The sequence below is a fragment of the Dyadobacter sp. CY327 genome (assembly GCF_021390415.1).
GTDB lineage: Bacteria > Bacteroidota > Bacteroidia > Cytophagales > Spirosomataceae > Dyadobacter > Dyadobacter chenhuakuii.
The window spans coordinates 2,100,729-2,114,423 of record NZ_JAJUXJ010000001.1 but is presented as its reverse complement, the minus strand read 5'-3'; the positions used below and the strand labels follow the sequence as shown (position 1 = coordinate 2,114,423).

Below are 13,695 nucleotides of genomic sequence, written 5' to 3'. Positions count from 1 at the left end.
CAGCTAACCCAACCGGCTCCGTAATACCAGTCCCTATATATGCGATAAGGGCTATACGCAATGCGTACAGCCCTTACTATTCATGGCTAACTTATATTGAAAACTATTCTTTACTCCGCAGATACACATCATTGCTGATCGATTCCAGCTTAACATCCGGCCCTCCGCCGTTCAGTGTGCCTTCCAGCAAATAGCCTACGATCGGGTTTTTCTCTTTTTTGTTTTTAAAATCAATGTCAAAATCGGAATAGACTTCTCCGGTTATGGTTTTCAAGGCAACATTAATCCCCTTGGATTTTGGCCAGCTCATATCCACAAATCCGCTGATCGTCTTCGCATAAACGGTTGTAGTAGCGCCTTGAATGTCGATATTCCCGTCGATCGTTTCCAGTTTGAGCTTGGCATTACGCGGCAGAAACACCTGGTAATTTATTTCTTTGCACAAATAGTATCGCTGCTTTCCATCCTTATCATTCCATGCGCTCCGATTGTTTCCGGGACAATCTTCCGCTTTGCCCTGTCTGAGCAGTTTATCATCAAATCCAACTTCTACAATCACTTCATCGGACGTTGCGCGGTCGGTTACGAGCAGTGCGTCGTTTAATTGGTTGTCATTGATGACCGCCCGGATTTTCACGTAAACTTCCTGTTTGTCCCAATAGCGGACCTGAATGCTGTCGGCAAACTTCAAGTTCAGGTTGGCGGTTTGCCCTTCCTTGTAAGGCAACTTTTTTTCAATGATTTTCTGGGCAGATAAAGGGCCTGCGAGCAATGCTAAAACGATTATTAAAAGTCTGTTTTTCATAACATTATATGGCCAAGGTGGTTATTTTTTCCTGATGTAGATGTTACCGCTGATCGTATTGAGCTGCATTTCAACCCCGCCGCCGTTTGTCGAGCCTTCAATGTTGCTTCCACCGCCCACTTTGGAAAGCCCGTCTTTGGTGTTTCTGGTGCCTAGATCAAAATCTGTGTACATTTCACCGTTAATGGACCGCAGCTTCATCGTCGACTTTGCGGTTGCGGGCAACGTCACATCCACTTCGCCGCTGATGGACGAAATTGCGGTCGGCTTAGTCTGGTTTAGTGCAGAAAAAACGACGTCCACGTCACCACTTGTCGTGTTGGCCACCACAGGCCCGGTAACATTGGTCAGCTGAATGTTGGCACCATTGGTTTTAATTTCAAGATCTCCATCCATATTGCTGATCACGATCTTGGATCCGCCCTGCCAGTTCACTTCCTGAAAAAGCACCGAAACCTGCCTGGGTATACGGATCGTGTATTTGGCCTCCTTGCGCGTCACTTTCTCCACTTTGATCCCGCTCGCATCCGTCGTAACCGAAAGGCCCATTCCCGTGTTGTCTACACCGGCATAATACAATGGTTTCAAACCCTTTGCCCGCTCTGGCGGCGCTTCATAACCCGAAGTCGTCTGGATCACAATTTCATCGCCCGCATATCCTTCGATCTTCACCTGACTGGCAGCCATTTCGATAGTTACCTTTTTATCTTTCGAGTTGGCCAGCTTGGCTTTGTATTCAGGCGTCTGAGCTATGGATTCGGCAAGGCACAGCAAGCAACCCATACTTATTAAAAGTATTTTTTTCATGGTTTTAATTAAAATATAAATGGAATAAAAAAAGCGTAATGTCTTTGTTCAGAAGCACTTAAACGTCCGCAGCTATAAGCTCACTGACACCCTGCTGCGCTTTAAGCCGGACCACTTCCAACACTTCCTGGTTTCTGGCCAGTTGCTGAAATGGTTCAACAGCCCGCTTTTCTTTGTTTGAAACCAGGATTTCGATCAGCATAATCTGAATGTTGGGATCGGTTTGAATGGCCAGGGAATGCATCAGCGCTTCCGCTACATTATCCTCATTGTCAAACCGTTGCAATGCCTGACAAGCTGCAAGCCTGACATTAACATTCGGATCGAAATTGAGTGTATTGATCAGCAGCTGCGTAATGTCCTTATCCAGGTTTGAAAGCGCATAGCTCTGATTTACAGCCTGAATGCGTTCGCTGGCCGATGTGGAATTCATTTTTTCAAAAGCCAGCACATTTTTCATTTCCAGCTGCGACACCGATTCTTTTGAAGCTATCAATGGAATCTCCGCACCATCGCGCTCCTGAAATGCACGTCCTCCCAAAAACCCGACGATCAACAGCGCCAGCCCGGCAGCAATCCTTACCAGCCAGCGACCAAAAGTGCGCACCGGACTTTGTTTCGGCGGATCAAGCAACATTAATAATTCACTGCCGAATGTCAGCGACGGATGTTCGTTTCTTGCCTCAACAAAGTAACCAAACTGTGCTGCGTGGCTCATTAAATGTTCTGGAACGTCACCATTTTGGAAAAAGCGTTTAATTTCCTTTTCTTCTTCAATGGTCGTTTCGCCTTCGTAATATTTCTCTAACAGTTTCTCAATATCCTGATCCATAATCGTTTGCTTTAAGATAATTTTCCCGAAGCTTCTGCCTCGCCCTCGAAAGGATCGTACGAATGTTCGCATTGCTCAATCCCGTAACCTGCTCAATCTCCTCGAACGAATATTCTTCCACGTCGCGCAAATGCAGCACTAGTTTGTGCTGGTCGGGCAGCTCGGCGATGAGCTTGTGGATGAGCGCGGCGCTGTCGCTGTTTTCCAGTTGCCGGTGCGGCGACAATTCCGCTGCCTGCACGCTGGTAACGTCTGCACCGTTTTGCATTTTCTGCTTATGATGCGATTTGAGCCTGTCCATACAGAGGTTTTTCGTCATCTGCACAGCCAGTGCCTCGACGCTATGATACGTTTCCAGCTGCTGCCTGTTCGTCCACAACCTCAGCAACACATCCTGAATGGCATCTTCCGCTTCCTCGCGGTTGCGAAGAAACATTTGCGCCAATCTGAAAAGGCGTCCCTGCACGGGAAGGATGCGTTGGTTAAAGGCTTGTAAATCCATTCACATACAAAGACGACCAAGCCAGCGCTTCGTTACAGGTTGGGGAAAATTATTTTTCAATTAGGCTTAAAATTGTTTTGTGTTTGCTTCCAGTAAGCTGTATCTGGACTTTTTCTGATATTAAACGTTTGCACTTGGATGAGATCAAAAAACATTTTTTAGATTTGAAGCTCACTAAATTACACACGGAATAAGGCTATATGGAAGCACTAAACATTTTATCTTCTATCGTCATCATCACAGCAGTTGGGGCGGTGGTTTACAAAACTGCGAAGCTTTTTTACAAGCTGATTACTAATGCAGATCTAACTGTAACCAACAAAAGAACCGGCAAATCCATAAAAATGGGAGCCCACCCTACTCCTGGTTTTGCGGAAAAACTACTGGATGTGATCAATTCGTGACCGATAATACTGTTTGGCAGCCAAACAAAGAATAGCCGGATAGAGATTTCAATTGCAACGTCAGGGCATTTCTTGCCAAACTGGCATAACCTCTAATTACATTTCAGACATAGGAAATTGCAATCCGGATGGCGGATAGCGCATATTGCACAACTTCTATCTGGATTATGCGGATTGCTGGGCTAATTTGTAATGAAATCAAATGCATTGTTACTCAATATTCTTAGCCATGAACCTGAAATTTTCTACTATTATCCTCAGCACCGCGCTGGTCGGTGGAACCATTACGGCCATTTGTCTCAGCATTTGTCAAAAGCCCTTGCCGCAGAAATCCTTGGAAGCGAAGGCTGTGCCAACGGAAACTGTGCCGAATTGTAAATATGAATACGACGAGATTGCCCATAAGCTCGTGGCTTACAGTCCAACAGGGAAATGCGCGGCTGGCCAGAGAAATTTCTCTTTCAAGATCGGCAGCCGGATTTCAGATCTTACAAACGGATCATTGACAGAGCCTCAGATTGTTACGCTTTAAATTCATTGCGCTGTCTCAAACATCTCTTCGTAGTGTGGCGATGGCGTGAGTATGCCTCCGCTTTCAGCATAGAATGTTGCGTCGGTGAGGTAAACACCTTTTTGTGTGCGGACCCAGGAACCGTCTTTTTTGGGATGATAGGTCATTAATTTCTCCCAGTTTTTGTAATACTGGTGACCATTCGTCTCCTGTAAACCAACGGTCATGCCTGGAAATGGCTGCAACCTTGCCGCCACATTCTTGTTCCAGTCTACCAGAATCGGATTAACCGTCAGGTCGGCGCAGAAGCAGGGCACTTTTTTTTCGTAGGCGAGCTGCGTGATTTTCATGGTCATGCTCAGCGTTTTAGCGATTGCTTTGACGGCAATAGCGCTGTAACCCAATTCGATCCGGTGCGCTGCATCCTCCACGGTGTGCGCACTTTCGTCGGCGGCTACGCGCACGCCCATATCACCCACAAAAGCCTCGTTTCGCTCTTCAAACGGCTCCTCGATCACCGCAATCTGGTCGAATGCACCGATCTTTCGGGCATGATCCAGGAAGCGGAGCAATGTTTCTTTCTTCTCATATCGCCCGTTTGCATCAAAATAATACGGGATTTTGCCGTTCTGAGTGTAGGGCGTTTCGTAATGTCCGATTGCCTTGTGTACCGCGCTCAGGAAGGCAATGTCCTTCTCGATCATTTCCTGTTGCGTTCCCGCTGAGCCGGTTTTCAATTTCATGATAAAATAACCTTCATCGGCTGCCTGCTTGATCCGCTCCGCCGAAGTCCCTACACTGAAAGACGGAATACTCGCCACTTTTTCGTGCCTGTGTGACAAGCCGGGCTGGTATGCCGCGGGAATAAGCTTATCGAATTGATCAATGTTGTTTTCTTTGGCATATAAAAGCCATGCAGCATTGTCAACACCTACCAATGCATTGAGTGCAAACGTTTTACGCAGGTCAGGGTTGCCCGTGATCTTTTTTCCGTAAGCCAGAACCTCCGGCAGGATGTCGTCCAGCAATTTTACCGGATCTGAGAATGTCGTGCCTTTGATCATTTGCAGAGCCCGTTCCGTCATGGCATACATCAAAGCATTGCCGGCGCTTTCAGAATGTCCCGCAAAAACCTTGGAATCAGACCATAACACGCCCTGTGTGCCAATCCCAATTTTCCTGGTCCCGGATTCGGACTCCAGCAGGGAAATTGCCTGCCAGCTGTCTGTGATAGCGCTTCCCTTGAACCTGTACGGGTTCAGCGGCTCTCTTTCAAAATTGGAATTAACGGTTTTGATCCGGATCGTTTTCATGGGTTTAGGAAGATGCGTAGATGCGCTTGTGAGTTCCGGCGCCAGCATGCCGGCCGCCGCGATGACGCCTGCCCGGTTGATGAAGTCGCGCCGGGAAATGTTTTCATCGTTTTTTAAGAACATGGAAATTACCTTTTACAGACAGTTTATTCAAAGGACTCAGAAATGCACAACTACCCTGACAGGGCCGTATTTCCCGGATTATTCACATGATTTTTCCGTTGCCTAAGTTTTTTGTAATGGATTGTTCCGGTTTTCCTATCTAAAAATGGAAACCAGTATATTTGACCTTAATCCTCCTCTCGCTGCGTTTTTATTAATGATTGCAGCTTAATAAAACCAACTGAACTTATTACTCAATGCTCTTTACAAAAAATGTAATGTATGAACGACGTGCACTTGCTTTTGATTGATGACGAAGTACAATATAGCGAGCTGACAAAAGAATACCTGGAAATGCGGGGCTGCAAGGTCACTCTCAAACACGACGGGATGGCCGGCATGGACGCATTTAAGCAAAAACCTTTTGACCTATGCGTTCTGGATGTGAAAATGCCCAAAAAGGATGGATTTACGCTCGCCGCCGAAATCAAGGAAATGAACGAGACTATCCCGATTATCTTCCTCACGGGCCAGTCGCTGAAAGAAGATAAAATCAAGGGCCTGACGATTGGCGCGGACGATTATCTGACCAAGCCTTTCAGTATGGAAGAGCTTTATCTGCGCATCCGAGCCATTTTGAAGCGGGTCAAAATCCATGAAAAAGTACAGGTGATTGATCAATTCAACATCGGATATTCGAGCTTTAATGCCGGCTTGCGCGAATTGGCCGTGATGGATAAAGTCATTAAGCTGACTTCTATTGAATCCAAATTACTGAAAATGCTTTGCGAGCACGAAAACAAGGTCCTTACCCGCGAAGTGGCGATGTTTGGAATCTGGGGAGACGAAGAGGCGTTTCGCGGTTATAGTCTCAACGTATATGTAAGCAAGATCCGAAAGTTTCTCAAAGAAGATTCCAAGGTCGAAATCCTGAATCTGCATGGGGAAGGTTACAAACTGATCAGCAAGGCATAGGAAATGGATCTTACTTTTTTACGCAACCTCATGAACGGCGACGAAAGGCTGGTCAGCAACTTCGTCCGGATCTTTCGCGAACAAGCACCGAAACAGATCGAAGAAATCCAGGAAGCACTCGCTAATGAAGACTGGGAAAACTTCTCCAACCTGGTCCACAGTCTCAAAACCCAGTTCGCCTACATGGGAATAACCAACTTATCAGAGCAAATGAAGATCATGGAGTTCGAAGTGGACAACGGCGATAAAACCCGGCTGAAACCCTTACTGGAACACTTCCATAAAGAATTCCAAATTCTTTCTGAAAAAGAATTACAATAAGGGATCATTGCCCGTTCGTTCAAACAACTTCCCCCGCCAACAACCTCCTGATCCTTGCCTTCAACTTTTTCGCTTCGATGGGCTTAGTAATATAGTCGTCCATTCCGGCTTCTTTGCATTTCTGGGCTTCTGCCGGGTTGGCGTTTGAAGTAAATGCAAGGATCGGGATTCGGCGGCCCTTCTCCCCTTCCCTGATCGCCCGTGTGGCCTTATAACCGTCCATAACGGGCATTTTTACGTCCATGAGCACAATGTCGAATGTGTGTTCCTGTAACTTCTGAAGCGCAATCTGGCCATTATCGGCAATGACGATCTGCACGTCAGGGATCAATTTTTTCAATGTTTCCTCCGCTACAACCTGATTGAAAAGGTTATCCTCTACCAAAAGTATTCTCGTTCCGGAAAGAGAAACGCCGTCATCGCGGTCCTCATTATCATCGGCCTCACTGCCGCCGCAAACTTCAAATGACAGGTTAAAGGAGAACTCGGTGCCTTGCTGGACCTGGCTGGAAACCGTCATTTCTCCACCTTGTTCCTCCACAAGCCGCTTCGCGATAAACAGGCCTAATCCGGTTCCCGTTTGCTTGCTGTTCAGGTCTTCGTCGAGGCGCGTGAATGTTTCAAAAATGTATTGCAATTTCTCTTTTGCAATGCCTATGCCTGTGTCTTTGACCGTAAAAAGCAACTCTTCAACGCCCCTGGCAGCTGATATGCGCTTTACTTCGATTTTAACCGACCCAAAATCAGTGAATTTCACAGCATTACCAGCCAGGTTGAGCAGTATCTGGTGAAGCCTCAGCGGGTCGCCTACCAGCTGATCGCTGACATCTTCTGCCACCGAAATGTCCAGGCCGATGCCTTTTTCCTCCGCGATAACCTTCAAAATATATCCCAAACGGTTCATCCGGTCGCGTATATGAAAGGGTTTTTGAACGAATGAAAACTTGCCTGCTTCGATTTTTGAATAATCCAGAATATCATTGATGATCGCCAGCAAATTCTCCGACGAATAGCGGATTCCTTTGGCATATTCAAGCTGTCGGGGGCTAAGCGGCGTGTCGAAGATCAGCTCTGACATACCAATGATGGCCGTCATAGGCGTGCGGATCTCGTGGCTCATGTTTGCAAAGAATTGCTCTTTAAACTTGGATTTCTCCTCCACAAGCATCTTTTGCCGCTCTATTTCCTCCTTCTGAACCTGGATTTCGGTCGTCCGGACGGCCACCTTTTTTTCCAGGTTTTCGTATAAAATTGAGTTTTCGATGGAAACGGCGATCTGGCCAGAAAGCAGTTTCAGCAGTTCAGTGCGCTCATGCGTAAATGCGCCGGTGGTGAGGTTGTTTTCGAGATAAAGCACGCCCACGATCTTTCCCTGGTTCATGGCCGGAATGCAGAGCACAGAGCGGATGTCGTTTCCGGAAATAATGCTATCCTGACTGAATTGCTCGTCAGACTTGGCATCATTGAGGATCACATCGGTTTTGGTCCTGAAAACATGCTCGATAATGCTTTCCGGCACCAATCCGGAACCGTCCAGTGGGATCTGACGTATATCACTTTTATCATTGGAAACCGACTGGCTTGCTTCAATATACAACTTCCCGCCCCAGTCCAGAATGAAAAACCCGGATTGTGCACCCGCATTTTCGATAGCAAACTTCATCAGCTTTTCCATCAGCCGCGCAAAAACTACTTCGCTGGATATGGCCGTCGAGGCTTTCATTAACGTAGAAATATCCAAGGAAGAACCAATGCTGCCGCCCGCTGTCTTAGCTGGCTGGCCATGCTCGGACAAGTCGGGAGACAAGCGCAGCTGCTCGCCGAATTGCTCCTTTAACTGCCTTACCTTGATCTCACAGCCCCATTTTTGGTAACATTCAATCGCGGACTGAATGTAAACCAAGCCAATGCGGGGCTGCGATTTTTCCATCCAGAAGTTCCCGCAAAGCTCATTGGCAAGCGCCTCATCCTGAGAGTAATCATTTTCTTTGCTAAGCCTTACAGCCGTATCATACAAAACCGCGGCCTGCTCACTCTTCCCATTTACACGCGCATGTTCGGCCTGCACGAGTGTATACCGGTGCTGAAAATTGACGGGCACCTGCTGCGCCCATTTTTCAAGCATTTTTTTATATCTATTGCCTGTAATTCTGTGTGTTACCGCCGAAGACTTATTGCCTGCAACAGCGTAATTCAACAATGCATAATAGTAACAGAATAGCGGCTGGAAGAGTAAACCTTTCACATTCTGGCTATAAACAAGGGCCTTTTCCGCATGGGCTAGTCCTTTGTCGTGATCCCGGGTCAGGTAACAAAGGATCATTTTGTATAAAAAGCAGGCAAAAATGCGCGTCTTGTCGCTCAGTGTCAGAATGTTGGAATAATTATTCCCTTCGTTGAAGTAATCGCCGATCAACAAAGTAGGATCATTATTTTCTCCCAAAAGATTGGAGACGATCTGGATCAGCGGTTCATTCTGATTGGAAATATGGTCGATAGAAATGGACTTGGGCAAATGGTTGAACTGGATCATTTCATCTTTAACCCAGTTGAGGTTTTTGCCCGAAAGCAGCAAAAAGAAACTATAAGTGCTTGATGCATAGGCACAATATTCAATGTCACCTAACTCTATCCCAACCTTGAATGCACGTTTCAGCGGTTCAAGGGAGTGGCTGATGTGTTCGCCGGAAGATCTGCTTACGATGTTGAAAACAAGCATCGTCCGTTCCTTGATAGCAATGTTTGAAACGCCTTCCAGCAGCTTCAAACCCGTTTTTCCAAACCTGTAACACGCCGGGTTCCGGGTCTCAATCGCATTCACGATGGCCCCATATGTAATGTAAGTCAATGCAGATTCTGGCGCATTTCCGTATCTGACCGACATGCCGACCATTTTCAGCACCATAAGCGGGTACAACAGCGGGATTCTCACAAAAGCAATGGCCGTGATATTTTGCAGGATCCGCATGGCTGCCAGCATCCGGTTATCCTGCATCTGGGGAAAATTTGCCAGATCTTCAATCGCCATTCCCCGCAAATGCCACTTCGATTTGGCATAGGCGGTCAGAATGTGAAAATTGTTGGGAACGGACGGGAATTTTATCCCTAATTCGGCCAGAACCGTAAGTGAAAGCCGGATCGCACCATCCAGATTTTTTGAGAAGATCAGTGCCTGAATGCGGAGCTGGCTTGCATTCATGCGCTCTTCCACAGATTTTGCGTGTTCAAGCAGTGTCGCGGTAAGCCTTTCAGTGGCTGCAATGTCGCCTGTCAGGTAAGCACATTCGGCATATTCGGTATGTAAATTCCTGAGCAGCATTTCCGGGTCATTCCAATCCTTTTCACTCAAAAAGCGCATTCCTGTTCTGAAATATTCCAATGCAACGGAATATGCGGCCGAGATTTTGGCTTTTTTACCCGCATCAAAATTAAGCTGTGCGATCTTGTACTTCTGGCTGTCCGAATCAATTATTTCCGCACCGAAGTTGAGATGGTTTACAATGCTGAACAATTGGTTGTCTATTTCATGCGGAGACAATCTTTCCAGCATAAAATAGCCGATATCAAGGTGCAGTTCCTGTTTTCGCCCGTCGGATAGCAATGCGTATGCAGCTTGCTGCACCTGGTCGTGGACGAAAGTATAACGCGTTTTGAAAAGATATCTGTCCCGATCCGTTTTTGGCTTTTCCATGGAAACCAGCACCAGGTTTTCGGTAATGGCCTCTTTCAGATCCTCTCCCGTTTCCTGCGGCGTTTTATCATTCAGCGCCGAAAGCATTTCGAGATTAAACTCTTTTCCAATGCACGCGGCGCAGGTCAACGCCTGTTTAGCATGCTCAGAAAGCCGGTTGATCTTGTTGGTCAGTAATTCTTGCGATGAGCCAGAATCGGCATAATCAATGATAGACTGCGCATCCCACAGCCACTTTCTGTCTTGCTGGTCAAAATGGATCAGCCCATCCTTATACAATGATCTGAGTGTTTCATTGATAAAAAAGGGATTACCAAGGGTCCGGCTGGAAATAGGTTCTGCGAGTGTATCGGCAATGTGCTGCGGGCAGGAAAATGTATCAGAAATCAGCGATGAAATTTGTCCTGTGGTCAATGGAAAAAGGCCCAGCTGTCGGAAGTTGGCACCGGCTTCTTCCATTTCCCTGATCGTAACGGCAAGCGGATGGTTCACAGGCACTTCATTGTCCCGGTAGGAACCGATTATAAAGAGATATTTACCCTCCACCGAACCCATCACGCGACTCAGAAACCGCAGGCTTGAGGCGTCGGCCCATTGCAGATCGTCGAGGAAAATGACCAGCGGATGTTCTTTTTTGGTAAAGACATTGATGAAATTCGTGAAGACATTAATGAACCGGTTTTGCGCTTCTACCGGGGCAAGCGGCGGAACATCAGCCTGCTTGCCGATGATAAATTCAAGCTTTGGAATCACGTCCACAATCACTTGCCCGTAAGCGCCCACTGCCTGCATAATGTCACATTTCCAGCCGCGGAGCGCCTCGGGATCGACGGCAGAAATCTGAGTGATCAGCTGATCAAAGGCCTCAATAACCGCTTCAAACGGAATATTTTCAACATATTGTTCAAATTTTCCAGTTGCAAAAAGTGCTCCCCGGCACGTGAGTATATCCTGCACTTCCGCCACCAGCGAGGACTTCCCTATTCCGGAATTTCCATACACCAGCACCATTTCATTTTTCGAAGATGCTCGTTGGAATGCATTCAGCACGTTTTGGATCTCAGGCTCTCTCCCATACAACCGCCCCGGGATTTCAAACCGGCCGGGTGTATCGAATCGGCGGGCCTGGAACGGCGTGGCCCGGCCCGAAGGACAAAAATCCAGGCTCGCTTTGAGGTCATGGCGGATGCCTTTCGTAGTCTGATATCTCGCTTCCGGCTTCTTTTCCAGCAAGCGCATGACCAGTTCCGAAACAACCGCCGGGATTTCGGGATCGATGACGGAAGGCAATATAGGTTGTTTGGCAATGTGTGAATGCACCAGCTCATTGGGATCCGAATGTGCAAATGGCAACCTGCCCGTGAAAATCCGGTAGAAGGCGACGCCAAGCGCATAGTAGTCAGACCGATAATCCTCCTTGATATTCATCCGCCCCGACTGCTCGGGCGACATATATTCCAATTCCGTTTCGCTCTTGGGACTAAGGTTGGTTAATTTGATTTCCAACGTTTCCGGCTTAATCAGGAAATGCGCAGGTTGGAGGTCACAGTGAATGATATTAGCGTAATGCAACTCTTCCAGCGTCTTCACAAGTGCAATGCATATTTCAATGCGCTGGCTTAAAGGCCGTTGCCGCACAAGCCAATGTTCCAGCGCCAGGCCGTCAAACGGCTCCATTTCCAGGATCAGCTTGTTTTCGAACCTTGTTTTTTGAGTATATTTTAAAACAGAATTAAAAAAACGCTGATAACCCGTGCTGAATTCCCTTTCGAAGGCCCCAAAGATCGGATCCGAAGTTTCCTGAAACGTGGCGACTTTCAATGTTACCGGGCTCGAATCCACTGTCCGCACCGCTTTATATAGTGCATGCGATGGGCCTTTGTAAATTTCACTGACGATCTCGTAACCAGGAATGGATATCATGCGTATAAGTCTTTTGTTTTAATACAAACCCCACATTATCACTGCACTTAATAAAAGTAGTATCCCCGTTTATGAACTGAAACAGCGACATGCGGATTTTTATAATTTTTTATACTTTTTAATTTTTGCTTAGATTATGAAATGGTGACGAAGGGTAGATTTGTAACATCAAAATGAACTAACCTTCTATACAATGAGAAAAATCGCGATCATGGGTGCCGGGCAATCAGGTTTGCATCTGGCAATCCGCCTTTTGAAAAGTGGTTACGACGTGACCATCATTTCGGAAAGATCGGCAGGAGAGATCTTCAATGGCCCGCCAACGGGCGCTACATATTTGTTCAACGACACTTTGCAGCTTGAAAAAGAGCTTGGGCTTGACCTTTGGAGTGACACAGCCTATCATTCGACGGGCTTTAACATCAATTTCGGAATGCCTGACGGCAATCTCGCTTTGAGTATCAACTCCAAAACCAGCAAACCGGGCGTGTCTATCGATCAGCGCTTGAAATTCTATCAGTGGATCAAACTCTTTGAAAGAAACGGCGGCAAGTTCATCGTCAGCGACACGACGCCATCGGACCTGCTGGCTTGTACGGAGCAATTCGATCTCGTTGTGGTTTCTTCCGGCAAGGGGCCGCTCGCCAAGCTTTTCCAGCGCGACGAGGCCAAATCCACAAGAGATAAACCTGCCCGCAAACTGCTGCAATTACACATTAATAACTTCGAACATCCCGGCAAAACCAAGTTCACTTCCATTACATTGGACGCGGTTATGGGAGCTGGCGAGATCATTACAGCCCCGTTTTATCAAAAGGACGACATTCAATGCTCATTCATGCTGGTAGAAAGCGTTCCGGGAGGTCCTATGGATGTTTTTGACGACGTAAAATCTGGTAGCGAGCAACTGGAAAAAGCAAAGAAAATGATCCGCGAGGTGCTTCCGTGGCGTTACGAAGCCTTTGCCAATGCTGAAATCATCCGCGATGATGCTTTTCTGAAAGGCTCGTTCGCACCTGTCGTGCGCAAGCCGGTTGTGCAACTCAATTCAACGGCTGCCGTCCTCGGAATCGGCGACACGGTGATCCTGAATGATCCGATCGTTGGGCAAGGCGGCAATAATGCGACCAAAATGGCCAATGCTTATGCAAAAGCAATCATTGCACATGGGGATAAGCCATTTGATGTGGCATGGATGAACCAGACTTTTGACGATTTCTGGGAATATTCTAAACATGTGAACCGGTTCTGCGATATATTCCTGTCTCCCCCGTCACCACATGCATTCGATATTCTGGCTGCGGCCAGTCAAAATTCGGAAATCGCATCTGATTTTGTAAATGGCTTCAACCATCCGCCAAGCCTTTTTCCATGGCTTGATGATGCGGACGAAGCGCATAAATATATTACCAGTAAAACGGCGTCGCTGGAATCGGTCGCTTAAAACCCACGCTCAGGATTACGGGACTACGTTTCCCATAACCCCCATATTTATGCCCGTTTAAGCAT

11 protein-coding genes are annotated in these 13,695 nt (G+C 47.1%); 5 read left to right on the top strand and 6 right to left on the bottom strand.

What is annotated here, in order from left to right; genetic code table 11:
• Positions 1-103: 103 nt before the first annotated feature.
• From LZG74_RS08860 to LZG74_RS08845, 4 genes are read right to left on the bottom strand one after another with little or no spacing between them, the layout of a single operon-like run.
• Positions 104-805: a hypothetical protein gene (locus LZG74_RS08860; RefSeq protein ID WP_233796184.1), complete on the bottom strand. Its 702-nt coding sequence runs from the start codon at positions 803-805 to the stop codon at positions 104-106.
• Positions 806-826: 21 nt separating this feature from the next.
• Positions 827-1,612 carry a DUF4097 family beta strand repeat-containing protein gene (locus tag LZG74_RS08855; RefSeq protein WP_233796183.1) on the bottom strand — a complete coding sequence of 262 codons (786 nt, stop codon included), beginning with the start codon at positions 1,610-1,612 and terminating at the stop codon, positions 827-829.
• Between the two features lie 58 nt (positions 1,613-1,670).
• Positions 1,671-2,444: a HEAT repeat domain-containing protein gene (locus LZG74_RS08850; protein WP_233796182.1), complete on the bottom strand. Its 774-nt coding sequence runs from the start codon at positions 2,442-2,444 to the stop codon at positions 1,671-1,673.
• On the bottom strand, positions 2,428-2,946 hold the full coding sequence (locus tag LZG74_RS08845; protein ID WP_233796181.1) for an RNA polymerase sigma factor: 519 nt from the start codon (positions 2,944-2,946) through the stop codon (positions 2,428-2,430). The genes LZG74_RS08850 and LZG74_RS08845 overlap by 17 nt, the downstream gene beginning before the upstream one ends.
• Positions 2,947-3,146: 200 nt before the next feature.
• Between LZG74_RS08845 and LZG74_RS08840 the strand changes: the two genes are divergently transcribed.
• Both LZG74_RS08840 and LZG74_RS08835 read left to right on the top strand, forming a co-directional pair.
• The gene (locus tag LZG74_RS08840) at positions 3,147-3,350 is read left to right on the top strand and encodes a hypothetical protein (RefSeq protein ID WP_233796180.1); all 204 of its coding nucleotides are present in this window, start codon (positions 3,147-3,149) and stop codon (positions 3,348-3,350) included.
• Between the two features lie 229 nt (positions 3,351-3,579).
• Entirely contained in the window at positions 3,580-3,882 is a 303-nt protein-coding gene (locus LZG74_RS08835; protein ID WP_233796179.1) for a hypothetical protein, read from the top strand.
• A gap of 2 nt (positions 3,883-3,884) precedes the next feature.
• Here the strand turns inward: LZG74_RS08835 and LZG74_RS08830 are convergent, their stop codons facing one another.
• Positions 3,885-5,297, bottom strand: coding sequence for a mandelate racemase/muconate lactonizing enzyme family protein (locus LZG74_RS08830; protein WP_233796178.1), 1,413 nt, complete (start codon positions 5,295-5,297; stop codon positions 3,885-3,887).
• Positions 5,298-5,558: 261 nt separating this feature from the next.
• Here LZG74_RS08830 and LZG74_RS08825 point away from each other — a divergent pair, with 261 nt between their 5' ends.
• Positions 5,559-6,251: a response regulator transcription factor gene (locus tag LZG74_RS08825; protein WP_233796177.1), complete on the top strand. Its 693-nt coding sequence runs from the start codon at positions 5,559-5,561 to the stop codon at positions 6,249-6,251.
• 3 nt (positions 6,252-6,254) lie between these two features.
• Positions 6,255-6,572: an Hpt domain-containing protein gene (locus tag LZG74_RS08820; RefSeq protein ID WP_233796176.1), complete on the top strand. Its 318-nt coding sequence runs from the start codon at positions 6,255-6,257 to the stop codon at positions 6,570-6,572.
• 19 nt (positions 6,573-6,591) lie between these two features.
• On the opposite strand, the gene LZG74_RS08815 is transcribed toward LZG74_RS08820, so the two are convergent.
• Positions 6,592-12,186 carry an AAA family ATPase gene (locus LZG74_RS08815; protein WP_233796175.1) on the bottom strand — a complete coding sequence of 1,865 codons (5,595 nt, stop codon included), beginning with the start codon at positions 12,184-12,186 and terminating at the stop codon, positions 6,592-6,594.
• 193 nt (positions 12,187-12,379) lie between these two features.
• On the opposite strand from LZG74_RS08815, the gene LZG74_RS08810 reads away from it, so the two are divergent.
• Positions 12,380-13,630: a styrene monooxygenase/indole monooxygenase family protein gene (locus LZG74_RS08810; protein ID WP_233796174.1), complete on the top strand. Its 1,251-nt coding sequence runs from the start codon at positions 12,380-12,382 to the stop codon at positions 13,628-13,630.
• Positions 13,631-13,695: the final 65 nt, after the last annotated feature.

Bases quoted from the DNA above. Each gene is read 5' to 3' on its own strand.
- LZG74_RS08850 (WP_233796182.1), bottom strand. From the start codon at position 2,444: ATGGATCAGGATATTGAGAAACTGTTAGAGAAATATTACGAAGGCGAA.
- LZG74_RS08845 (WP_233796181.1), bottom strand. From the start codon at position 2,946: ATGGATTTACAAGCCTTTAACCAACGCATCCTTCCCGTGCAGGGACGC.
- LZG74_RS08835 (WP_233796179.1), top strand. From the start codon at position 3,580: ATGAACCTGAAATTTTCTACTATTATCCTCAGCACCGCGCTGGTCGGT.
- LZG74_RS08820 (WP_233796176.1), top strand. From the start codon at position 6,255: ATGGATCTTACTTTTTTACGCAACCTCATGAACGGCGACGAAAGGCTG.
- LZG74_RS08860 (WP_233796184.1), bottom strand. From the start codon at position 805: ATGAAAAACAGACTTTTAATAATCGTTTTAGCATTGCTCGCAGGCCCT.
- LZG74_RS08825 (WP_233796177.1), top strand. From the start codon at position 5,559: ATGAACGACGTGCACTTGCTTTTGATTGATGACGAAGTACAATATAGC.
- LZG74_RS08840 (WP_233796180.1), top strand. From the start codon at position 3,147: ATGGAAGCACTAAACATTTTATCTTCTATCGTCATCATCACAGCAGTT.
- LZG74_RS08815 (WP_233796175.1), bottom strand. From the start codon at position 12,186: ATGATATCCATTCCTGGTTACGAGATCGTCAGTGAAATTTACAAAGGC.
- LZG74_RS08810 (WP_233796174.1), top strand. From the start codon at position 12,380: ATGAGAAAAATCGCGATCATGGGTGCCGGGCAATCAGGTTTGCATCTG.
- LZG74_RS08830 (WP_233796178.1), bottom strand. From the start codon at position 5,297: ATGTTCTTAAAAAACGATGAAAACATTTCCCGGCGCGACTTCATCAAC.
- LZG74_RS08855 (WP_233796183.1), bottom strand. From the start codon at position 1,612: ATGAAAAAAATACTTTTAATAAGTATGGGTTGCTTGCTGTGCCTTGCC.